The 23,172-nt window shown below is 64.9% G+C and carries 19 protein-coding genes and 1 tRNA gene; 7 read left to right on the forward strand and 13 right to left on the reverse strand.

All coding sequences use genetic code 11. The features are described from left to right. Window positions 1-118 precede the first annotated feature (118 nt). Both efp and E8M79_RS16780 read left to right on the forward strand, forming a co-directional pair. Window positions 119-688: an elongation factor P gene (efp, locus tag E8M79_RS16775; RefSeq protein ID WP_137152995.1), complete on the forward strand. Its 570-nt coding sequence runs from the start codon at window positions 119-121 to the stop codon at window positions 686-688. Window positions 689-753: 65 nt separating this feature from the next. Then, complete coding sequence (locus tag E8M79_RS16780) at window positions 754-1,551, forward strand: class I SAM-dependent methyltransferase (RefSeq protein ID WP_137152996.1); 798 nt, start codon at window positions 754-756, stop codon at window positions 1,549-1,551. Between the two features lie 6 nt (window positions 1,552-1,557). Here E8M79_RS16780 and E8M79_RS16785 read toward each other — a convergent pair whose 3' ends face one another. The 12 genes from E8M79_RS16785 to E8M79_RS16840 all read right to left on the reverse strand — a co-directional run bounded on the left by E8M79_RS16785 (window position 1,558) and on the right by E8M79_RS16840 (window position 17,656). Further along, window positions 1,558-2,205, reverse strand: a complete 648-nt coding sequence (locus E8M79_RS16785; RefSeq protein WP_137152997.1) for a ThuA domain-containing protein — start codon at window positions 2,203-2,205, stop codon at window positions 1,558-1,560. A 247-nt stretch (window positions 2,206-2,452) separates the two neighbouring features. Beyond that, window positions 2,453-4,069 carry an acyltransferase gene (locus E8M79_RS16790; protein WP_248305021.1) on the reverse strand — a complete coding sequence of 539 codons (1,617 nt, stop codon included), beginning with the start codon at window positions 4,067-4,069 and terminating at the stop codon, window positions 2,453-2,455. A gap of 34 nt (window positions 4,070-4,103) precedes the next feature. Beyond that, window positions 4,104-5,114 (reverse strand): hydroxyacid dehydrogenase, encoded by a 1,011-nt coding sequence (locus tag E8M79_RS16795; RefSeq protein WP_171015944.1) that lies wholly within the window; start codon window positions 5,112-5,114, stop codon window positions 4,104-4,106. After that, complete coding sequence (locus E8M79_RS16800; protein ID WP_137152998.1) at window positions 5,111-6,964, reverse strand: DUF2264 domain-containing protein; 1,854 nt, start codon at window positions 6,962-6,964, stop codon at window positions 5,111-5,113. The genes E8M79_RS16795 and E8M79_RS16800 overlap by 4 nt, the downstream gene beginning before the upstream one ends. A gap of 119 nt (window positions 6,965-7,083) precedes the next feature. Further along, a complete protein-coding gene (locus E8M79_RS16805; protein ID WP_137152999.1) occupies window positions 7,084-8,163 on the reverse strand; it encodes an oligopeptide/dipeptide ABC transporter ATP-binding protein in 1,080 nt (359 codons plus the stop codon). Further along, complete coding sequence (locus E8M79_RS16810; RefSeq protein WP_137153000.1) at window positions 8,160-9,179, reverse strand: ABC transporter ATP-binding protein; 1,020 nt, start codon at window positions 9,177-9,179, stop codon at window positions 8,160-8,162. Before E8M79_RS16810 ends, E8M79_RS16805 begins: the two co-directional genes overlap by 4 nt. 108 nt (window positions 9,180-9,287) lie before the next feature. Then, window positions 9,288-10,430: an ABC transporter permease gene (locus E8M79_RS16815; RefSeq protein WP_137153001.1), complete on the reverse strand. Its 1,143-nt coding sequence runs from the start codon at window positions 10,428-10,430 to the stop codon at window positions 9,288-9,290. Next, window positions 10,431-11,420, reverse strand: a complete 990-nt coding sequence (locus E8M79_RS16820; protein WP_137153002.1) for an ABC transporter permease — start codon at window positions 11,418-11,420, stop codon at window positions 10,431-10,433. 84 nt (window positions 11,421-11,504) lie between these two features. Continuing rightward, on the reverse strand, window positions 11,505-13,433 hold the full coding sequence (locus tag E8M79_RS16825; protein WP_137153003.1) for an ABC transporter substrate-binding protein: 1,929 nt from the start codon (window positions 13,431-13,433) through the stop codon (window positions 11,505-11,507). A gap of 115 nt (window positions 13,434-13,548) precedes the next feature. Then, window positions 13,549-15,360, reverse strand: coding sequence for a heparinase II/III family protein (locus E8M79_RS16830; RefSeq protein ID WP_137153004.1), 1,812 nt, complete (start codon window positions 15,358-15,360; stop codon window positions 13,549-13,551). 242 nt (window positions 15,361-15,602) lie between these two features. Then, entirely contained in the window at window positions 15,603-16,613 is a 1,011-nt protein-coding gene (locus E8M79_RS16835) for a LacI family DNA-binding transcriptional regulator (protein WP_137153005.1), read from the reverse strand. 71 nt (window positions 16,614-16,684) lie between these two features. Further along, the gene (locus tag E8M79_RS16840) at window positions 16,685-17,656 is read right to left on the reverse strand and encodes an acetylxylan esterase (RefSeq protein ID WP_137153006.1); all 972 of its coding nucleotides are present in this window, start codon (window positions 17,654-17,656) and stop codon (window positions 16,685-16,687) included. Window positions 17,657-18,040: 384 nt separating this feature from the next. On the opposite strand from E8M79_RS16840, the gene E8M79_RS16845 reads away from it, so the two are divergent. Genes E8M79_RS16845 through E8M79_RS16860 form a run of 4 tightly spaced genes read left to right on the forward strand, consistent with a single transcriptional unit; the run spans window position 18,041 to window position 21,768 of the window. Next, window positions 18,041-18,961 (forward strand): Fe(3+) dicitrate ABC transporter substrate-binding protein, encoded by a 921-nt coding sequence (locus E8M79_RS16845; protein WP_137153007.1) that lies wholly within the window; start codon window positions 18,041-18,043, stop codon window positions 18,959-18,961. A gap of 40 nt (window positions 18,962-19,001) precedes the next feature. After that, the gene (locus E8M79_RS16850; protein WP_205747923.1) at window positions 19,002-19,949 is read left to right on the forward strand and encodes an iron ABC transporter permease; all 948 of its coding nucleotides are present in this window, start codon (window positions 19,002-19,004) and stop codon (window positions 19,947-19,949) included. Beyond that, complete coding sequence (locus E8M79_RS16855) at window positions 19,946-20,974, forward strand: iron ABC transporter permease (RefSeq protein ID WP_205747924.1); 1,029 nt, start codon at window positions 19,946-19,948, stop codon at window positions 20,972-20,974. The genes E8M79_RS16850 and E8M79_RS16855 overlap by 4 nt, the downstream gene beginning before the upstream one ends. Further along, window positions 20,974-21,768 carry an ABC transporter ATP-binding protein gene (locus tag E8M79_RS16860; protein WP_137153009.1) on the forward strand — a complete coding sequence of 265 codons (795 nt, stop codon included), beginning with the start codon at window positions 20,974-20,976 and terminating at the stop codon, window positions 21,766-21,768. The genes E8M79_RS16855 and E8M79_RS16860 overlap by 1 nt, the downstream gene beginning before the upstream one ends. Before the next feature lie 104 nt (window positions 21,769-21,872). Here E8M79_RS16860 and E8M79_RS16865 read toward each other — a convergent pair. Then, window positions 21,873-21,949 (reverse strand) — tRNA-Met (locus E8M79_RS16865). A gap of 219 nt (window positions 21,950-22,168) precedes the next feature. Here E8M79_RS16865 and E8M79_RS16870 point away from each other — a divergent pair. Continuing rightward, window positions 22,169-23,119, forward strand: coding sequence for a ring-cleaving dioxygenase (locus E8M79_RS16870; RefSeq protein ID WP_137153010.1), 951 nt, complete (start codon window positions 22,169-22,171; stop codon window positions 23,117-23,119). The last annotated feature ends 53 nt before the right edge of the window (window positions 23,120-23,172 follow it).

A 23,172-nucleotide genomic window follows, 5' to 3' on the forward strand; every position in this document is an offset into this window, starting at 1 on the left:
GGCGATTTGCGCCAAGATAGGGTAGTTGGCGCACGAAACTCTATTTCGGCGCCCCGGGGGCGGCCGCTTCATCGGCCCTGCCTCTAGTACGCGCCATCGCTACGAACAAGGAAGAATAATGGTCAAGGTCATCGCCTCCTCGCTGCGCAAGGGCAATGTCGTCGAGCAGGACGGCAATCTGCACGTCATCCTGACGGCCGAAAACGTCCACCCCGGCAAGGGCAACTCCATCACCAACGTCAACATGCGCCGCATTTCCGATGGCGTGAAGGTCGTCGGCCGCTGGCGCACCGTCGAAATGGTCGAGAAGGCCGATGTCGATGATCGCGAATATGATTATCTCTACTCCGACAGCGAGGGCCATCACTTCATGGAGCCCGCCAGCTTCGAGCAGATCACCGTCCCCGATGACGTCATCGGCGAACAGGCTGCCTATCTCACCGATGGCATGAAGGTTCACCTCAAGACCTTCGAGGGCAATGCGCTCTCCATGGAACTGCCCCAGCGCGTCACCGTCGAAATCGCCGAGACCGAGCCGGTGGTCAAGGGCCAGACGGCCTCGTCCTCCTACAAGCCCGCCGTGCTGACCAATGGCCTCAAGTGCATGGTCCCGCCCCATATCGGCGCCGGCACCCGAATCATCATTCTCACCGAAGACAATTCCTACGTTGAGCGTGCCAAGGACTGATCTGGGCGCTGCGGCTCTCCCCCATTGAGACGGGCCCTGCGGGGCCCGTTTTGCTGTCTGCCAGCATGGCCACTGATCGCATCTGGCCCCCGGCGCGTACCCAGCCTAACCTGCAGTCTCCGTCACCGATCGGCCGCGCCATGACCGCCTCGCTCTACCCCGCCGATTTCTATGACAACCGCCGCGCCCATACGGCCCATGCCGCGCGCCGCCTGCTCTCGGCCCTACCCGCCGACCTGCCGCGCCAGAGCCTGGCCGATATCGGCTGCGGCACCGGCACCTGGCTGGCCACGGCCCTCGCCATGGGCGCCAGCTCCGCCTATGGCATCGAGGGCGATTGGGTCACCCCCGACATGCTGGACGATGCCGCCATCGCCTTCACCGCCCACGATCTCGAACAGCCCTTCAGCCTGCCCCGCGTCGATCTCGCGCTTTCGCTCGAAGTCGCCGAACATCTCAGCCCCGCCCGCGCGCCTGGCTTTGTCGCCGATCTCGTCGCCCTCGCCCCCGCCGTGCTGTTCTCCGCCGCCATCCCCGGCCAGGGCGGCGTCGGCCACGTCAATGAGCAATGGCAGAGCTGGTGGGCCGCCCACTTTGCCACTCATGGTTATACCGCCCATGACGTGATCCGCCCCGTCCTCTGGGCCGATGATGCCATCCCCGCCTGGTATCGCCAGAATGCCGTGCTCTATCTCGCCGCGCCGCTTGCGACGCACCTCGGTCTCACGCCCACCGATCCGGCGCTGCTCGACACAGTCCATCCCAGCTTCTGGGCCCGAGCCAATCGCGAACTGGCCTATGCCAATGCCCTGCCGGAATCCGAAGTCCTCCGCCGCCAGGCGCAACAGGCCCAGCAGCAATAGCCCGACCTAGCGCGCTGCCCAGATCAGCCCGCGCCGCAGGATCTCGCGCACCGGCCCACCGGCCAGCTCATCGGCCGTATGCCCCAGCGAGGAATAGAACACCCGCCCCCGGTCATGGGTGGTGGTGAACACCACCGGCATCACCACATCCTTGCGCCAGGGGTGGAACTCCCCCGAAAACACCGTCGTCGCCAGCACCTCAACGGCCGGGTCATAATTGAGATAATACTGCTCGGACGTGTGCTCGAAGCTGTCGATCCCCGCCATGATCGGATGCTCGCGAGCCGTCACATCCACCCGATAGGTGATGATATTGCCCGGGTGCTGCACCCAGTAGCAGCTGGCCGCATAGCGGAACGGCACCGAGCTGCGAAAGCTGGTCGCCAGCCCCATGTGATAACCCGCCAGCCCCGTCCCGTCCCGCACCGCCGCAATCAGCCGGTCCATCTTTTCGGGCGCCAGCACACCATCGGTGATGACAGGCACCACTAAGTCATTCTCGCCCACGTCCGCGGCGCCCAGCGCGTCATAGTCCGGCGTCACGGTCACCGCAAAGCCCTCGGCCTCCAGCAGCTCGCGCACCACATGCGCGCCGCGCTCGGGCGTATGCAGCTCCATCCCACCCCAGACTACGAGGGCCCTTCTTGCCGTCATCGCACTGCTCCTTCTGCCCGAACTTCACCCTCACCTTGCGAGGTGGGTGACGGCTGCATGGACGGTGCCACTATCTCACCCCGCCCACCAGACCAGCACCTCCCCCTTGATGGGGGAGGTTGGGAGGGGGTGAGAGAGCCCAAATATCCCGGCCAATCTCCCCCTCCCTTGATCCCTCCCCACAAGGGGGATGGTGACGACTGAAGGCTGCGCGTGAATGACGGTTGGGTGGGGACGATCACCCCCCTCACAACCCCAGCCCCACCGCCTGCGTGCGATGCACGCCCTTGGGCACAAAGGCGAAATCCCCGTCGAGGCCCAGCAGCTTGGCCGCCAGATGCACCACGCTCAGCCACATCTCGGTGCCCTGCAGGCCCGGCGCCTGCCCATCGGCAAAGGCAAAGCCTTCGCCGTCCACCCAGCGTTCACCCGCCCGCGCGATCACGCTGCGTGCAATCGCCTCCGCTTCGGCGCGGCGATGGTCGGTCTGGCCCAGGCACAGCAGCAGCGGATGGATGGTGTCGAGCAGATTGCAGGCGGTGTAGGTCGCCCCCGAGAACCCACCATAATTGCGGCTGTTGAGCAGCACGGAGTCAATGGCCGCCTCCGGTCGGGGCACCGCCACGCCGAACTGCGCATAGGTTCCCCGCGTCAGCCGGTAAAACCCATTGACCGGCTGCAGCAGCCCCTCCTCTGCCGTCGGCGCCCCCCACAGGCCCGAGCCGCGATCCTGCTGCAGCGCCAGCCAGCCAAACAGCACCGTGCGCGCCGCGCCAGTGCCAAAATAGCGGGCGTTGAAATAGAGCGCCGTGCCGATGGTATCAACATCGGCCCCCGCGCCCCAGGCCCGCTCGCGCCAGCTCAGGCTCTCGAGCCACTCACACAGCTCGGATGCCGACAGCTCCACCGCCGAGATGGCATGCAGCGGCTGCGCCCCCAGCCCTTCGAGCGCATAGCCCACCGCCAGCACATTATAGAGCGCCAGCCCGTCCCGCCGCATCGGCACGCCCGGTTTGGGCGGCTGATAGGGGTCGGGGAACAGGCCCGTTTCCTTGTCCTGCACCGCCTGCAACCGCGCAATCGTCGCCGGCACGTCCAGCCCCTCGGGCAGCCCGTCAAAGCCGCGCGCGATCTCGATGGCATCGCACAGGTGCCGCATGCTCATCCGCGCCGCGCCATGGTTCTCGCGCGAGAGATACTCGCCATCGCGCATATTGCCGGCCAAAATGGCCTGATATTGCCCCTGTGCCCGTTCGCCCAGCGCCTGCAGCTGCGCTCGCGTCTCGTCCTGCCGCCCCCGCCCGCGAAACCGCACCACCTTAGCCGGCACCCCGCCGACAATGGCCAGCGGCGGCACATCCTTGCTCACCACCGCCCCGGCGGCGATCACCGCCCCGCGCCCCACCGTCACCCCGTCCAGCACCACCGCATTGGCGCCGATCCACACATCATCTTCGATGACGATGCCGCGGCTTTCGTGCTTCTGGGTATAGATCGGCACGCTGGGGTCATCGAATCCATGGTTGAAGCCGACAAGGCTGGCATGGCTGGCAATGCGCACGCCGTCGCCGCAGCGCACCCGGCCCGAAATCATGGCATAGCTGTTGACCGTGCAATGCGCGCCAAACTGCACCTCGCCGCGCACCAGCGCATGTCCGGCAATCCAGCTCTCGGCCCCCAGCACCAGCTGGCTGGTAAACACCGCCGCCTCCGCCGCCACATAGGCCGTCGGATCAATCCGCGCCCCCGCCACCTGCTCCAGCCGCCGCACCCGCGCCTGATGCTCGGGCGACGCGATATCCGCGGGCGTCCGGTCCCAGGTCAAAAACTGCAACCGCGCCTCATGCGCAGTGTCGTCATCCATCCGAACGTCCATCATCCCTTTTCCCGTCGCCGCCCTAGGCCAGCCGCTCCAGCAATTCCGGCTCCACTGCAAATTCCAATGGCCGTCCGGCAACAAACCGCTCGATCTCGGCAATGGCCAATTGCCCCAGCCGCAACCGCTCGGTGCCCACCGCCCCCGCCACATGCGGCGTCAGAAACACATTGGGCAGCGTGTAAAGCGGCGACCCCGGCGCCGGGATTTCCGGCTCCGTCACATCGATCACCGCATGGATGCGGCCGGTCTGCAGTTCGGCGATCATCGCAGCCTCATCCACCACCGCGCCGCGCGCCGTGTTGATGAAGCAGGCGCCATCCTGCATCAGCCCGAAATGCCGCGCGCCGATCATGCCGCGGGTGCTGGGCAGAGACGGCGCATGGATCGACACCACGTCCGCACGGGTCATCACCTCATCAAGGCTCACCAGTTCGGCATCCTCGGTCACCGGATCGCCCGGCAGCACATAGGGGTCGCTCAGCAGCACCGTGAAGTCGAACGGGCGCAACAGACGTGCCACCTTGCGCCCGATGCGCGATGCCCCCACCAGCCCCACTATACGCTGGTAATTGCCGATCGGCGCATTGGTCAGCGCATAGCTCGACTTCCGCCCGGGATCGGCGCGATAGCGGTCGCGCAGCTCGAACATGCGCTTGTTGGAGAACAGGATCGCCGCCAGCGTATATTCCGCCACTGGCACCGCATTGGCGTCGGCCGCATGGGTCACCGCAATGCCCGCAGCATAGACCGCGGGGTCCAGCGTGTATTTCACCGTGCCCGCGGCATGCGCAATCAGTCGCAACCTCGGCGCTGAAGCCACTACAGGCGCGGTCACCATGGGGCAGCCCCAGCCAGTGACAAGAATGTCGATCTCGGCCAGCAGGGCCCGCGCCGCAGGACTATCGAACTCTTCGAGTGGCTCGCGCCTGACGATGGCGCAGCTCTGCTCCAGCCGCTCCAGTGCCGCGGCGTCGAACACATACTTGGTCTTGTCCGCCGCCATGGCGAAACCAACTTTGGGTTTCATCAGAATCGCTCCGGCACCAGGATAGCGCTGACGTCCACGCCCTGTTCGGCAAAAAGCGCCACCAGCGCATCGAGGTCCGGCGCCGCTGGCCGGCTGGCAAGCGCTGTCTCTGCGTCAGCACCGGCCGGCAGCGCCAGCGCGGCCGTCACCAGTACGGTTTCACCCGCCGCGATCTCGCCGCGCAATTGCGGCACCAGCGTGCGCGCCACGACCAGATTGGTATTAGGCAGCGCCTTCAACACCCGCCCGGCTCGCTGTCCTTTGAGATCGACAATGACGCTGACATCGCTGGCGCTGCGCGCCTCCGCCTGACCGGCCGCTTCTGTCAGCGTGTCGACATTGAGATCGGCCCGCCCGATGGCAAAACCACCTTCGGTGCCATGCAACGGCCTGGGCGTGGTGATCCTGTGCACACGGATATGCCAAGGATTGGCCGGCAGCAGCCAGGTCTCCACCGTCACATCGCTCCAGGGCTTCCACACCGCATGGAGCCTGTCGCCAGCGATCTGGGCGACCTCATTGGTTTCGCGCACCCGATAGTGCCGCCCGTCATCCGACAGGCCCAGCGCACCGTCAAAGGCGCCCTGGTGATAGGCCCGCTCATCCACCTCCACGGAAAAGCCATAGCGGCTGGAATAGACGAACTTGGCGTATTTCTCCGCGCCGTGACGCATCTGCCAGTTCTGCTGCCCGCTCGAGAGCGCCACCACATTGCCCGCCGTCTGCATCATCACCATGCCGGGGTGCTTGAGCGGCACGGGCGCGGGGTCAACCTCGGCGGCAACCTCGTCGGCCGTCCAGAACGGATGGCTTTCCGGCAGCGCAAGCGGCAGAAAGGCCTTCAGCGCCCAATAGGGCGAGCCGCCCGAGTTATAGCTCTCGCTCATGATCTGGCTGGGGTAGCCATAGCCCACCGACAGCACGCCATTGCCATGCGCAATCGGCTTGTCGGCCCACCAGCGCAGGTGCCGCAGGAACTGCCCCTTGATCTGCCCCCAGGGCAGAGCCTCCACATCGGCAAAGGCCAATGCCCCCCAGAACCCGCCGCAGGCAAAGCGATAGGTCAGGCTTCGCCCGAAGGCCAGCGTGCCGCCATCCTCGTCGAACCAGCTGGCAATATCCTTGGCAAACAGCCGCGCCCGCTCCTTGTACGCCGCCACACGCGCCTCATCGCCCCGCGCCAGCTTGGCGTAGATCAGCCCATAGAAGTGCATGGCAAAGGGAATGTAGTGGTCGATGCGCCGCACATTGCCGTCACGATACCAGCCATCACCGAGGTAGAACCCGTCCAGTTCTTCCAGATATTGCTCGGTCAGCGAACGGTCGAACGCGACGCCGCATTCCTCCAGCCCCAGGTCGACCAGCACCCGGAAGAACTTCCAGTTGTTGTCGGCATAGTCGAAGCGCCGTGCATGCTTGAGATAGGCCGCCAGATTGTCCTTGGCCTTCTGGCTCAGCGGCTCCCACACCAACTGCGGCACCATGCGCATGGTGAAGCCGATAGCCGCCAGCTCGACCATGCGCTGGTCGGTCGAATTGACCTGTCCCCAATATTCGGGATGCTCGGGGTCCGTGCCATTGGCCAGGCCCTGACGATAGAGGTCCCAATGGGCGAAATCCCCGCCCCCTGCCGCCAGCGGCGTCAAGCCCCACAGCGGTCGGGCAAATCCTTCCAGGTCCGCCGCCGCCCGGTCGAAATGCGCCGCCGCGCCGTCCACCCGCACCCGTGCCCCACCCTTGGAGAAATAGGGTAGCAGCGGCGCAAACAGGTCGCGCAGCCCCTTTTCGGTATCAGCCCTGGTCTTGAGCGGATTGCCAAACAGCGGATTGGCGGTGGCAGGATTGTAAGTCATGGGATCAAAAATTCCTGATTTCTAGACGACACGCCGCTCGCGGCAGCATGGACCACCGGGACAAGCCCGGGGGTGACGATGAATGGTGGTTCGAAGGCTCTGTCCAACACTCTCCCCCGTCATTGCCCGGCTGGTCCGGGCAATCCACCGGCGCCCGCCAGCGCCGCGGAGGCCACCTGGGGCGGGTTATCCTCATAGGCGCCCTTGAGTGTGAGTGTTTCGGCAAAATGGCAGGCGGCTTCCTGGGCCGTGCCGGCAATGGGGCGCAGCACCGGTTTTTCGGCTCGGCAGCGGTCCTCGGCATATTTGCAGCGGGTGTGGAACGGGCAGCCCTTGGGCCGATTTCCCAGATAGGGGATCTCCCCGCGCAGCTCGGTGCTGCGCCCCTTGCGCCGCAGCGGATCGGCTATCGGCAGGGCCTCAAGCAGCATCTCGCTATAGGGATGGCGCGGTCGCTCGAACAGCATCTCGGTGGGCGCATTCTCCACCACATGGCCCAGGTACATCACCACCACCCGGTCGGCGATATAGTTCACCACCCCCAGATCGTGACTGATGAAAATATAGGTCAGCCCGAATTCCCGCTTGAGGTCCTCGAGCAGGTTGAGCACTTGCGCCTGGATCGACACATCGAGCGCCGAGACCGCTTCGTCGGCGATCACCAGCTTTGGGTCCAGCACCAGCGCCCGGGCAATACCGATGCGTTGCCGCTGTCCACCGGAAAAGGCATGCGGATAGCGCCCCACGGCCTCGGCGGGTATGCCCACCTTGGCCAGGGTGGAGATCACCTTGTCCTCCAGCGCCTTGCCCTTGGCGATCTTGTGTATCCGCAGCGGCTCGGCCACGATGTCGAACACCCGCATATTGGGGTTCAGCGAACTCATCGGGTCCTGGAAGATCATGCGAATGTCCTGTCGCCAGGGCTTGAGCTGCCGCTTGTTGAGCGCAGTCAGTTCGACGTCGGCGCCACCCAGGGGATGATAGGTCACCCGCCCGTCGCTCACCGGCTGCGCCTGGATGATGCAACGGCCCAGCGTGGTCTTGCCGCAGCCGCTCTCGCCCACGATGGCCAGCGTCTCGCCCGCCTCCACCGAAAGGGTGATGTCGCTGAGCGCATCCAGCCGGCGCTCGGCGCCCAGCAACCCGCCCGACAGCGTGTAGTGCTTGGAGACATGCTCCACGCGCAGCAGCGTACTCATGCCAGGGCCTCTTCGGTTTGCCGGGTCAACAGATGGCAGCGGGCGTGATGACCCTCGCCCACCACAGTGCGTGCCGGTCGTTCGCTGGCGCAGGGGCCGAAGGCATGCGGGCAGCGGCTGGTGAAGGCACAGCCCTCCGGTCGGTCCTTGGGCGCCGGCACCGTGCCCTTGATCGGGTTGAGCCGCACCCGGTCGGCCTTGCGCGCCATCTTGGGGATCGAGTTCATCAACGCCTGGGTATAGGGGTGCTGCGGCGCGCGGAACACGTCGAACACATTGCCCTGCTCCACCACATCGCCCAGATACATCACCGCCACCTCGTCGGCGATTTCGGCCACCACGCCCAAATCATGGGTGATGAACAGCATGGCCATGCCGAAATCGGCCTGCAATTGCCGCAGCAGGTCCAGGATCTGCGCCTGTGTCGTCACGTCCAGCGCCGTCGTCGGCTCATCGGCAATCAGCAGCCGCGGCGTGCAGGCCAGCGCCATGGCGATCATCGCCCTTTGGCGCAACCCGCCCGAGAGCTCGAACGGATAGGCGTCGGCCCGCTCTTTGGCGCCCGGAATCCCGACCTGATCGAGCAGCGCCACCGTACGGGCCCGTGCTTGCTTGCGGTTCACCCGCTCGTGGATCAGCACCATCTCGTCGATCTGGTCGCCAATCGTGTGCACCGGCGACAGTGAGCTCATCGGCTCCTGGAAGATCATGGCGATCTGATTGCCGCGGATCGCCCGCAGGGCCAGGCTGTCCGGCTTGAGCCGGGCAATATCGGTCTCGGCATCGCCCTCGGGCTGGAACAATATGCGGCCATGCGGAATTTTCGCATTGGCGTCGAGCAGCCGCAGGATCGCCCGCGCCGTCACCGATTTGCCACAGCCGCTCTCGCCCACCAGCGCCAGCGTCTTGCCGGGGGTCAGTGTCAGGTCCACCTGCCGCACGGCCTCGATGTCGGCCTCGTCTGGCGAGGAAAAACTGATCGACAGATCTTCGATGCGCAAGATTGGTTGCGTCATGACCGCGCCTCCATGATTGCCGGTATCCCTGCCGCGCGTCCGCGACGTGCGCCTGCCAACTGTCGGGCAGAGGTGAGGCTGGGGTTTCGAGAGCTCAGAACCATTGCACTAGCGTCCATGCGGATCGGCCGCATCGCGCAGCCCATCGCCAAAGAAATTCATCGCCAGGATGATCACCACCACGCAGATGCCGGGGGTCAAAAGCCAGGGCGCCGTGGCCAGCGTGCGGATGTTCTGCGCGTCCTGCAGCAGCGTGCCCCAGCTGACGATGGGCGCCTGCAGCCCCAGGCCAAGAAAGCTCAGCGCCGTTTCGGCCAGGATCATGCCCGGAATGGCCAGCGTCGCTGCCGCAATGATGTGGCTGGTGAAGCTGGGCACCATGTGCCGTGTGATGATGCGCCAATCGCTGGCCCCATCGAGCCGCGCCGCCGTCACGAAATCTTCGGTTCTCAGACTAAGGAACCGCCCGCGCACCACGCGCGCCAGCTCGGTCCAGCCGATCAGGCTCAGGATCAGCGTGATGGCGAAATAGGTCTGGAGCGCACTCCAGTCCTTGGGCATGGCGGCCGCCAGACCCAGCCACAACGGGATTGTCGGCATCGAACGGATGAATTCCACCACGCGCATCACGGCGCTGTCGAACCAGCCACCATAGTAACCCGCAAAGCCGCCGATGATGATGCCGAAGAACAGGCTCATCGTCACCCCGGCCAGGCCAATGCTGAGCGAAATGCGCGTGCCGTGGATCAGCCGGCTCAGCAGGTCGCGGCCCAGCCGGTCCGCGCCCAGGATGTAGAGTGGGTCACGTGGGTTTTCCAATCCGAAGAGCTTTACCGACATCGGGATCACGCCGGCCAGGAGGTATGGCTTGCTCGGTGCCAGGAACTGCACCGGCAGCCGCTTCTCCTCGTCGATCACAAAGGTGCGCCGCAGCGCCACCGGATCGATCTCAGTCTTGTAGCCATTCACATAGGGCCCGAAGACCCAGCTGCCGTCGTCATTCTGGGCGATGAAGTGCAGGCCCTGTGGCGGTGCATAGGTGTAGCGGGCGCTGTAGGCACTCGGGTCGGTCGGTGCCAGGAACTCGGCCAATAGCGCCACCACATAGAAGGCGACCACGATCCACAGGCTCGCCAGGGCCAGCTTATGCTGGCGGAAGCGGCGCCACATCAGGCCCATCTGGCTCTCGCGGCCCGATCGCTTGGCACGCGCTGCGGCAGCACCGGATGTGCTCATGCTGGTCTCGGCCATTTACTTGCTCCCGTAGCGGATACGCGGGTCGATCCAGGCCAGCAGAATGTCCGAGATCAGCGTCCCGACCACCGTCAGCACGCTCAGCAGCAGGATGATCGCACCGGCCAGATACATGTCCTGGGTGGTCAGCGAGCGCAGCAGCATCGGGCCCGCCGTGGGCAGGTTCATCACTACCGAGACGATCACCGAGCCCGACACCAGCGCCGGCAGCAGCCAGCCGATGGTCGAGACCAGCGGATTGAGCGCCAGCCGCACCGGGTATTTGAGGATCACCTTCCATTCCGGCAGGCCCTTGGCCCGGGCGGTGGTGACATAGGGCTTCTTGAGTTCGTCCAGCAGATTGGCGCGCAGGATGCGGATCAGCTCGGCGGTGCCGCTCGTCGCCAGCACCAGCACCGGAGCCCAGGCATGGGTGAAGAAGTCCCAAAGCCGCGGCAGGCTCCAGCGCGCGGTCTCGAACTCGGGCGAGAACAGCCCGCCCATGGTGGTGCCGAACCACACATAGGCCAGATACATCAGGATCAGCGCGAAGAAGAAGTTGGGCACGGCCAGGCCGATGAAACCGGCCACTGTCGCCAGATAGTCGCCCAGCGAATACTTGCGCACCGCCGCATAGATGCCGATGGGCAGCGCGATCAGCCACATCACCAGCACCGCCAGGCCCTCGACCATCACCGAGTTGCCCAGCCGGCCCCAGATCAGCTCCCACACCGGGCGCTTCCACTCAAAGCTATGGCCGAAATTGCCCTGAACCACGCCGGTGATCCACTTGAAGTACTGAATGTAGAATGGCTGGCCCAGCCCATACTGGTTGCGCAGGTTCTCGATCACGCGCGGGTCCACCTGATCCCCGGTGGCCGACAGGGAGGCGATATAACTGGTCAGATAGTCGCCGGGCGGCAGCTGGATGATCGCAAACGCCACGATCGACACGGCGATCAGGGTCAGCACCATGACGATCGTGCGTCGGATGATGAAGGAAAGCATGGCTGGGCCCTTGCTGGAATTCTGGAGGTCCCTCGCGGCAAATGCTGCCGCGAGGGAGGCTGACGGGGGGAGGTCCCGCCGGTGTTATTCGAAGTACCAGGTCACCGGATCCATCGGCGCCGGGGTCGGGAACAGCCACGCGTTGAACATCGTCTCAGGCGCGTTCTTGAGGTTGTTCCGGATGATCGAATAGGAGTTCGGCATCAGGCTCACCCCGATCACCGGGAACTCTTCCTTGGTGATCGCCAGCACTTCGCGGAACAGCCGTGCCCGTTCTTCCGGGTCGCCCGAAGCACGGACCTGGTTGTAGAGGTCCATCTGCTTCTTGGCCCAGTCGAGCGGTTCTTCGGCGATTTCCGGGCGCGTGCCGTTGAACCACTGCGCCCAGCGATAGGCCCAGACCGATTCATCGCTGAAGGGGAAGTAGTAGCGCGGCTCCTGCAGCGCCTCGATGCCGCCGTCACCCGCCCACACTTGGGCGTCGAACTCGCCCGCCGGACGCTTCTCATAGAACAGCGTGCGGTCGATATTGTTCAGCTCGATCTCGACACCCGCCGCCGCCAGCTGCAGCTGCATGATTTCGAGCATGTCGATCCACTCCGGCCGCAGCGCCGAAATCACGTCAACCGTGATCTTGGCCGGATTGCCGTCGCTCATCAGATAGATGCCGTCGCCGTTCTTCTCGGTCAGGCCCGCCGCCGCAAAGCGCTCGGCCGCCCCTTCGGGATTGAACTCGGTGTACTGCTTGGCCAGCTCTTCATCATAGAACTGGCTCTCGGGACGCGGCGCCACCTGGAAGGGCTCGCCCTGGCCGGTGAACACCACATCGATGATCTCGGCCCGGTCGATGGCCTCGGAAATGCCGATGCGGAAGTCCTTGCTCTGGTAGAGCGCCCGCTTGACCGGATCGAGGTGGTTGAGGTTGAGCTGCAGCACCAGCGTATTGGAGGCCGAGGGGATGACCTCGCCCAGATGGTATCCACCCGCTTCCTGTCCGTCGAAGAACAGCGGCTTGTTCACATTGGTGGCAATGTGGCGTTCCTGGAAGTCGATCTCGCCATTGAGCGCGGCCAGCGTCAGCTCTTCGACCCCGCCCTGGCTCACGCGCATGTCGAGACTGTCGATATAGGGCAGCTGGTTCCCTTCGGCGTCCACCTTCCAGTAATAGGGATTGCGCTTCCAGGTCACCCGGCTCGCATTGGCCGTCAGCGGCTGGTCGATCACCCAGCCATAAATGGTCGGCAGCTCAGGATTGGCATAGCGGATGGTTTCCCAGCCCCAGGCGCAGCGATCCTGCAGATACAGCGCCCAGCTCGAAAAGCCCTTGGCCTCGGCTTCCGCCGCCGCATTCTCGTTATAGGCCGGGTGGAATTGGCTGCAGTATTTCTTCTGCAGCGACGTGATATGGATGCCGTCCGTGGAGGCCTGCTGCTCCATGAACATACCGTTCGGCTTGCCGAAGATGAACTTGAAATTATAGGCGTCGATGACTTCGAGCGTCACCGGATTGTTCTTGTTGTCGATCCAGCTGCCGGCCGCATAGTCCGGATCCTGGTACATCTGCACGGCAAAGGCGATGTCCTCGGTGGTGAACGGCGTGCCGTCGCTCCACTTCACGCCCTCGCGCAGCTTGAAGCTATATTCGGTGGCGTCGGCATTGACCTCCCAGCTCTCGGCCAAATTGGGCAGCACACCCTTCCACTCATGGTCGTAACGGACGAGGCCCTCATAGGCGACCGTCTTGACGATCAGCCCGTTGTCGCCGCCGCCATTCATGCCCATGCGCCAGGTGCCGCCATAGCTGCCGATGCTGTCGGCTGCCACCACCAGCGGATTGGCCGGCAGGCGCTCCTCAAGCGGCGGTAGCGCGCCGCTGGCCACCATCTCTTCAAGCGCCGGAGCCTGTCCGGCGCCCAGCGCCGCGCCGACACCGGCCACCAGAGCCGCCATGGCCACGGCACCGACAATGCCCAGGCGCCTTGGCCCGCGCCCCATCCCTAAATCATGCCTCATCTCGTTCCTCCCTTATCCGGCCAGTGTCTGTCCGGCTTCTCCACATGGCGCTGGGCATCTGCCCAGCTGCCGCTCTCCTCAACGTGCCGGCCATTGGGCCAGCGCCCGCGCCCGTTCAGAGCGGCGAGATCTCCAGGGCCACCGTCCCGGCCTGTGCCGGCTGGCGCGGGCTGAACAGCACCCGCGTCAGATCCACCGATGGCGCATATTGTTTTTCTTGGGCTGCATGGGGCTCGCTGGTCACCGCCAGCTGGCGCGGATCAAACCGCACCACCACCCCGCCGCTGGCGTCGCCGATGCGCACGCTGCCCTCAGCAATCTCCACCGCCAGCGGCGTCACCAGCACGGACTGGAATTCGCCCGCCGCTCCGGCAAAGCCATAGCGATCCGCCAGCAGCACCTTTCCGCCCGACGCCTGCCGGTCCAGCGTCACGCTTCGCTCCAGCACAGCGATCCCCGCCGCCGTCGGATAGGCCGCCGCCATGTCGAACTGTATGAAGTCAGCCCCCGGCCCATGGTCATGCGCCAACATCGTCGCGCCATGGTCGGCGCCTGCCGCCTGCTCGAAACCATTGACCACCGGCACTGAATGTCCGCGCGAGCTGGCGAACAGGTTCTGGTAGCGCTCCGGCCCGAAATAGGCCTTCGAATAGCGTCCCCGTCCGGGGTCGGTCAGCACCACCTTGCCCTTGCTGACCACGATCAGCGAGCCGACGTCGTTCTGGTTGTGCATCTCGTCATTATGGCCGGCCTTGACCGCCAGTCGCAGCGATCCCGCGTCATCCGGATCGAGCCGGCTGATCATCCATCCCATCTCGCCGAACCAGTCGTGCAGACCCCCGCCAAAAGCGGCACTATCGCTGGGCAATGGCGAGACAAACTGGCGCAAGGGCCAGACAAACTGGTTGTGTCCCACGACCGCAAAATCGTTGTCCCGCCCCAGGCCGCTCAACGCCGGCAGGTCCAGCCGGTCGGCCAGATAGGCCAACAACCCCGGCGGAAACTGCGGCCGGCTATCGGAGTCCGAAAAGCTGACCCAGATGCCCGGCGCCATCATCGTCCGCAGCGGGAACCGGGCGATCTCCGCCACCAGCGCATCGTCCATCAGGTTAATCCTGCCGCCCGTCCGCGCGGCCAGGATCTGCGCCAAAACGACATAATTTCCAAAGCCATAGGACCAGTAGTCCGGCCCCTCTGACGAGCCGCCCTGGCTGTCGAAAGTCTCGAGATAGTCGGCAAGGCTGTGCAGCCCGCGGGTGATGATCCCAGCCAGCCGATCCTTGTCCGTCACCAGGTAGCAGGCTGCGCCCACCACCCCGGCGACACAAACCGCCGTCCAGTTGTTCACCGCCTTTTCCGGCGTCGCATGCAGCCACCAATGGTCGTCCCGGTCGAGGAACGGCCCGATGGCCCGCCGCTCGATTTCCTGCCGCACTCTTGCCGGCAGTTCCGGCGAAAGCCGTGATCCCAACAGATAATCCATCTCGGCCAGATCGAGCGCCGTCATCGCCGCTGCCAGGTCCAGCGTCGGGTGATCGGCTGCATCGAGCCGCCGCGCATGTGCCGGCCAGGCCCAGTTGACCTCCTCCAGCCGCGCCCAGGTTAAGTCCTCGACCGCATCGATGAATTCGCCCGTGCCGCCCAGCCATTCGGCCAGCACCAGCCGGTACAGCATCTGCCGCCGTTCCCGCTGCGCATCCTCATAGCCCTCGCGCCGGCCATTGCGCTGAAACTCGGCGTAAAGGCTCGCCGGCAACGCTGGGATTGGCATCCGTGCATCGGCCCGCGCCTGCTCCACCAGCGCCGAAACCGCCGCCGCGCCCACCTGCGCCGCAACACCAGCACCGTCCTGCGGCAGCGGCGCAAAGCCGGGCGCCGTTTCCAGCACCATCCGCACCTGTCTGACGTTCCAGCGTCGCAGATCCAAGGACCAGCCTCCCTCTTGCGCGATCACGCAGCCACAGGGGCTGTCTTGGAGATCGCTGCATGGGGAAAGCCTATTTCACAATTTGCGTTCATTCAAGCAATTTGCGCAATTCACGCAATAAACGCAATTTTGTTCATTTTGCGTCGGACGAACAAGGCCATAGCCTGTCGAAAGCGCCGCCCGGGCGAACAAAATGCAGCAGGACGAGAAGAAAAATCCGCTGGGGATCCGCTGGAAAGCGGTCAGGTAGCCAGCCGGGACACGGTCTCACCCTCGACCATGGTGACGCCGATCTGCAGCTGCTGCACGCTGGCCTCGCCATCCATATGCTGGCCCAGCAGGCGCACCGCGCCGCGCCCGATGGCCTCGCGGTCCACCCTGATGGTGCTCAGCCGCGGCGTCGCCATGCCGGCCAGCGGCAGATCGTCAAAGCCGATGATCGAAAAACCCTGGGGCAGTGGGCTGTCCGGTCCATAAATGGCCTCCAGCATTTCCACTGCCGCAATGTCGTTCCAGCTGAACAGGGCCGTCACGTCATGCTTGCCGGCCAACAGATCAGCCAGCAGGTCACGCGTTTCCCGCTCGGCCGTGTTGACGATTGTCCCTTGCGCGCCGGGCGTTGCCGCAATGGCCGCCTCGAAGCCGCGCTGCCGCTGCAGGATCGTCGGGCGGTAGCGGTGCGTATAGTGCAATATGCGCCGATGCCCGGCGTCGAGCAGGCGCTGCGTCGCCAGATAGGCGCCGTAGAAATTGTCCGGCGACACCGAGCTGAACCGCATCTGCGGGTCGCTGCCATTGACCAGCACCACGGGGATTGCCGCCTCGGCGCACCATCGCGTCAGCTCATCCCAGGGGTCGATCCCCGCCAGCAGCAGCCCGCCGGCATCGGCTTGGTCGATCTGCTTGCGGATCAGGTCGAGCGTGACCATCCGCTCATTGATCAACCGCACGTCCAGCACCATGCCAGCCTCTGCCGCCTGCTGCCGCATGCCCTCGACAATGCCGAAATAAAAGCCCGAGAGCCCGCTCGTCGCACTCCCCAGCGGCACCAGCGCCACGGCCCGCTTGTCGCCCGCCGTTACGCCGGTGATGTGCTTGGATCTATAGCCCAGCGCCCGCGCCATGCGCTGCACATCGCGCCGCACCACCTCGCTGATGCCGATTTCATTGGCCAGCGCCCGCGACACCGTGCTCACCGAAACGCCTAGGCGTTCGGCTATATCAGCCTGATTTGCGCGCTTCTGCGGGGCCATGTCAGCTCTCGTGTCTCACCAATGCAATATTTGCATTTCTTGCATCAGACAAGACCCCGCTTGGCTTTTCCCTAGGGTTTGAAACGCGCGCCCAGCCAGTCCATCTGCGCCCGCTCCTGGAACGGCCCGCCACCCTCGTGATTGTTGAACTCATATTCGACAATGCTCTTGTCCGCGACGGCATAGGCATTGAACGCGCCATAGACCGTCGAGGGCGGGCAGATGTCGTCCATCACCGCCACCGAGAACAGGCTGGGCGCCTTGGCCTGGCGCGCAAAGCAGACGCCGTCGAAATAGCGCAGGGTTTCGAACACTTGAGCCTTCTTGTCCCGATGCTGGGCCAGAAAGCGCACGATCTCGCCATAGGGATCGCGGCCAGCCTTCTGCACCGCCCGCGGGAAGTCACAAAGGAAGGGAACATCAGGCATCGCTGCCTTCACGCGTGGGTCGATCCCCGCCACGGCCAGCGCTATGCCACCGCCCTGGCTGCCACCGCACACCGCAATGCGCTCGGCATCGATCGCCGCATGGGCCACCAGCGCATCGATCGCCCGCACGCCATCGGTGAACACCCGGCGATAATAGTAATCCGCCTTGTCCAGCACGCCCTTGGTCATCACGCCAGGCAATGACGCCGTCGAGCCCACCGGGTCCGCCGTGGCGCCCGTGCTCCAGCCGCTGCCCTGCCCGCGCGTATCCATGCGGAAATAGGCATAGCCCGACGCCGCCCAATGCAGCTGCTCATGCGGAAAACCCCGCCCGCCGCCATAGCCGACATATTGCACCACCAGCGGCAGCTTGCCGCTGCGCTGGGTGGGCAGCACCAGCCAGCCCTTGACCGGATGGCCGCCAAAGCCGGGGAACGTCACATCACAGACCTCGACCGCTCGCAGGCTGGTCTCGGCACGCACCAGGCTCACCGTTCCACCAATGCCCCGCGCCTCGGCAATGGTCTGTGCCCAGAACGCCGCGAAATCTCCGGGCGTCTCGACGCTGCTAGAATAGGCACCCAGTTCGGGCTGGATCAGATCAGGAAATGGCATGGCAGGACCCGCGGCTAAAATCATCCGCACCATGCACCCGCGCTCACGACCATTCCAGCTATCCAGCGCACGCGTCGGTGCCCAGCGCCCAGTCTTCCACAGCAGTTCGTCGCAGCGCTGGTCTGAGAACATCACCGACCGGAGAAATCTCAAGCGCCGCCGACACCAGACCGACCCCAATATCCCAGTACCGTGCTAGGCAATTCGGCACCAGCAGGTGCGCCTCGCCCTCCGCCTGCGTGCCGGAAAGGGATGGACAGCAGCCCTTTAGACGTCACCAGCACCTCAGAATCCCAATAATATGAATTGACATGTCATGTTTGTTGGCGCTAGCACTTTCGCCGCCGGAGCGAGGGCTCACGGCCACATTGCCTGGGGTTATCCATGTCCATCAAATCGCTTGTCGCTGGCTTTGCCGGCGCGATCATGCTTGTCGCCTTGCCGGCGCAGGCCACCGAAATCACCCATGACCTCGGCGTCACCGACGTCCCCGATCACCCACAGCGCATTGTCGTGCTCGAATATAGCTTCGTGGACACCCTGGCGGCGGTTGGCGTTGCGCCGATCGGCATCGCCGATGACGACAAGCGCGACTCCGTCGTTCCGGCCTACACCAAGGTCATTGGGGACGAGTGGACCTCGGTTGGCACGCGCAAGTCGCCGAGCCTCGAAGTCATTGCCTCGCTCAAGCCCGACCTCATCATCGCCGACACCAGCCGGCATGAGGCCATCTATGGCGCCCTCAGCGAAATCGCGCCGACCATCGCCTTCGATAGCCTCACCGGCACCTATGAGGTGGCCATGGAGGCCGCCAAGACCATTGCCCATGCCGTCGGCAAGGACGCCGAGATGGACGCCCGCATGGCCGAACACACCGCCAAGATGGACGCCTTCAAGGCTGAGATCGGCGATGTTTCGGGCTGGTCCGCCCAGTTCCTCATCGACAATGGCGAAGGCATCTTCCTGCACTCGCCAGTGAGCTACAATGGCTCGCTGCTGGCCTGGTTCGGCTTCAAGAGCAATATGCCCACCCCCGATGGCCACACCTATGAGGAGGCCGTCGTCAACACCTCGCTCGAGCAGCTCTCCGAGATCAATCCGCAGATCATCCTGCGCGGCAAATATGCTGATCCCGGCCTCACCGACAGCTGGGTTGGCCAGCCGCTCTACGACAACCTCGACGCGGTCAAGTCCGGCAATCTGTTCGACGTGACAGCCCATGAATGGTCGCGTCTGCGCGGCGTCATCGCCTCCGAAGTCAGCGCCGCCAATCTGGTGGACATCGTCAAGCAGCTCAAGCGCTAACGTGCCCACCGCTCTCCGCTTTGCGCTTCTGGCGACAGCAGTGCTGCTTGCAGCACTGCTGTCGCTGACCATTGGTCAGCGCAGCGACGTCGGCATCACCAATGTGCTGCAACTGCTGTTCATCAACGACGGCAGCCTGGCCCGCTCTGCGGTGGTCGATCTGCGTCTGCCGCGCACCCTGGTGGCCGGGCTGATCGGCGTCAATCTGGCCCTTGCCGGCCTGGCGCTGCAGGCCATCACGCGCAATCCCCTGGCCTCTGAATCCATCCTGGGCATCAACCAGGGCGCAGCGCTCGGCGTTGCCGTCGGGCTCGTGGTGCCCGGGCTCATGGTGGTCAATCTCGACGTCATGGCCATCATCGGGGCAGTGTTGGCCGGCATCATCACCTTTTCCATTGCCGGCGGCCTGGGCGGACGCCTTGATTCCATGCGGCTAATCCTGGCCGGCGTCACCGTGGGTGCATTCAGCTTCGCCTTTGTCCGCTTCACCTTCACGCTCGACGACAATCTTTCCCGCCTGGTGCTGACCTGGACCTCGGCTGACATCTCGTCGGCCCGTCTCGATCAGGCGCTGCCGCTGCTGCTCTGGGCCACAGGTGGCCTCGTGCTCAGTCTCGCCATGGCCCATAACTTTAACATTCTCGCGCTGGGCGACGGCGCCAGCCAGGGCCTGGGCGTCGACCCGCGCCGCGCCCGCTTGATCGGCGCCATGCTGGCCGCTGTACTGACAGGCGCCAGCGTCGCGGCGGCGGGCCCGGTGATGTTTGTCGGCCTGGTGATGCCCCATCTCTGCCGGCTGTGGTTCGGCACCAATCATCGCCTGCTGGTCCCGGCCGTGGCCCTGGGCGGCGCCGGGCTGGTGCTGCTGGCCGATGTCGTCTCCAAGCTGGTGCGCTTCCCCTATGAAACCCCGCTTGGCGTCATCTGCGCCCTGATCGGCGCGCCCTATTTCCTCTATGCCACGCTGCGCGCCCGGAACATGGCATGATCGATACCCTCCCCGCCCAGCGCCGGACCGTCGCGCCCAGCCGCGCCATCCTCCTCATTGCCGGCCTTGTCGTGCTGGTCATCGCCGCTGCGCTCTGGGGGCTCAGCGTCGGCGCCGTGGCCATTCCTGTCGAGGTCATCGTCAATACGCTGTTCAATCTGCCCGGCGAGCAGCAGGCCTATATCATCATGAAATCGCGGCTGCCGCGCATGGTGCTGGCCCTGCTCACTGGCGGCGCCCTGGCCCTGTCGGGCGCCATCATCCAGGGGGTGATCCGCAATCCCCTGGCCAGCCCTAACATCATCGGCATCAATTCGGGCGCCGCCCTCTTCGCGCTGGGGCTGGTGCTGGTCTTCCCCGCCATTCCGCAGGTCTGGATGCCGCTGGCCGCTTGCCTCGGCGGATTCTGTGCGGCCGGCTTTGTCATGCTCGTCGCCCATTATCGGCGCCTCTCGGCCATCCATCTGGCGCTGATCGGCGTCGCCGTCGGCTTTGTCTTTGAAGCGGGCGTCGATTATCTGCTCATTGTCTCCAACGACAGCGAAAGCTCCGCCCCCATGATCTGGCTTACCGGCTCGCTCTGGGGCCGCACCTGGGCCCATGTCGCGATCAGCTGGCTGCCGCTATTGACCCTCAGCGCCCTGGCGCTGCTGCTGTCCTATCGGCTCGATCTCATGGCGCTCGGCGAAGGCACAGCCACCGGCCTGGGCCTCAACGTCCCCCGCCAGCGCCTGCTGCTGCTGGTCGTCGCCACCCTTCTGGCCAGCGTCTCCGTCGCCGTGGTCGGCATCATGGGCTTTGTCGGCCTGATGGCGCCCCATATCGCCCGCCGCCTGGTGGGCGGTGCGCACCGGCTCATGCTGCCGGTGGCCATGCTGGTGGGCATGCTGCTGGTGGTGTTCGCCGATGGCCTGGGCCGCGCCATCGCGCCGCCCGTCGAAATATCGGCTGGCATCATCACCGCGCTGATCGGCGCGCCGTTCTTCGTTTACATCATGCTGACCACCGCCCTGGAGCAGGACTGATGAGCATTGTCATCACGGGCGTCACCGCCGGCTATGGCCGCGACCGCGCCATTGTCGAAAACATCGATCTCGAGATCCGCACCGGCGAGGTCACGGTCCTGATCGGACCCAATGGTTGCGGCAAGTCCACCCTGCTCAAGACCATTGGTCGGCTGCTCAAGCCGCGCCAGGGCACCATCCATGTCGATGGGCTCGATGTGCTGCGCAGCGATCCCAAGCGCGTCGCCCGAACGATTGCCTATCTGCCGCAAAGCCCGGTCGTGCCCGTCGCCATTTCGGTCGAACAGCTCGTCGGCTATGGCCGCGCGCCGCATCAGTCCCTGCTCGGCCTGCGCTCGGCCCGCGATATCGACCTGGTTGACCAGGCCATCGCCACCACCGGCCTCGACGATCTGCGCCACAAGCCCGTCGCCGAACTCTCCGGCGGCCAACGCCAGCGCGTGTTCATCGCCATGGCCCTGGCCCAGGACACGCCCTATGTCATGTTGGACGAGCCCACCACCTTCCTCGACATCCGCCACCAGGTGGAAACGCTCGAACTGGTGCGCCAGCTGCACAATGCCGGCCGCACCAGCATCGTCGTGCTGCACGACATCGCCCAGGCCGCCCGCTATGGCGATCGCCTCGTGGTGATGCACGCCGGCAGAATCGTCGCCCAGGGCACCCCCGCCGACGTCGTCACCCCAGCGCTGCTGCGTGACGTCTACGATCTCGACTGCGCCGTCTATCCCGACCCGGTCTCCGGCACGCCGGTCGTCACCCCCAAAGACCAGGCAATGCGCCAAGCCGGCTAACCCACCAGCGTCACCACCACCGGCCCGCCCAGCACCCTCCGCCGGGCACGGCGCCGCGCGCGACACCAGAAAACAAAAAACCCCCGGTTTCCCGGGGGTTTGAATGGTAGCGAAGCCCAGATTTGAACTGGGGACACACGGATTATGATTCCGCTGCTCTAACCAACTGAGCTACTCCGCCATAGGCGATGCGCGGCCGAATGATCAGCGCGGCGCAGCTGCGGTCTATTTAGGTTTGGCCCTCCCGCCTGTCAAGCGGCTTGCCGCCCCGACAAAGCATCATCTTGGGTTGTTCAACAATCGACACCGGTCTGTCGCGATCGTGCCGCTGCCCAAAGCCAGCGACCTGCACTACATCTGCGTCAACCAAGCCTTCAGGCCAAAGCACAGGAGACAGACCATGACCCTCGAACTGGGCGGCATCCATCATCTCACCGCCGTAACGGCCCAGGCCAGCAAGAACCTGGCCTTCTATACAAAGACCCTGGGCATGCGGCTGATCAAAAAGACCGTCAATCAGGACGATACCACCGCCTATCACCTGTTCTATGGCGACGGCGTCGCCTCGCCGGGCGCTGACCTGACCTTCTTCGATTTCAACACCGGGCGCGAGCAGCGCGGCAATCACACCGTCAGCCGCACCGGCCTGCGCGTCGACAGCGAAGAGAGCCTGAAATGGTGGAAGGAGCATCTGCAGACCCACAATGTCGGCTCCAGCGCCATCAAGGAGCGCAATGGCCAGCTCTCGCTCGACTTTGAGGATTTCGAAGGCCAGCGCTTCCGCATGGTCATCGACGCCGCCAATACGGTCGTGCCCTGGGCCAAGTCGCCCGTGCCGGCCGAGCGGCAGATCATCGGCCTGGGCCCCATTTCCATGGCCGTGCCGCGGCTCGACCGCACCGAGGCCGTGCTGACCCAGGTGATGAACATGCGCAAGGTCCGCTCCTACGCCATGACCAGCCACACCGCCGAAACCCATGTCTTTGAGATGGGCCCCGGCGGCCCGGGCGCCGAACTGCATGTCGTGGTCGATCCGACCCTGCCTCCGGCTCGTCCCGGTGCTGGCGGCGTACACCACGTCGCCTTCCGCACGCCCGATCAGGACAGTCTGCGGCTTTGGATCGAGCGCGTCACCCGCGCCGGTATCCGCTCCTCGGGCGAGGTCGAGCGCTTCTACTTCACCTCGCTCTATTTCCGCGAGCCCAATGGCATCCTGTTCGAGATCGCCACCGATGTCCCCGGCTTTGCCGCCGACGAGCCGATGGAAACCCTGGGCGAAAGCCTGGCGCTGCCGCCGTTCCTCGAAAGCCGCCGCGCCAGCATCGAAGCCAATCTCAAGCCGCTGGTCTAGCACCAACGCGCACCATGGCCGGCTTGTTCCGGTCAGAAGCACAATGAGAAAGG

Source organism: Devosia sp. FKR38, assembly GCF_005222805.1.
Lineage (GTDB): Bacteria > Pseudomonadota > Alphaproteobacteria > Rhizobiales > Devosiaceae > Devosia.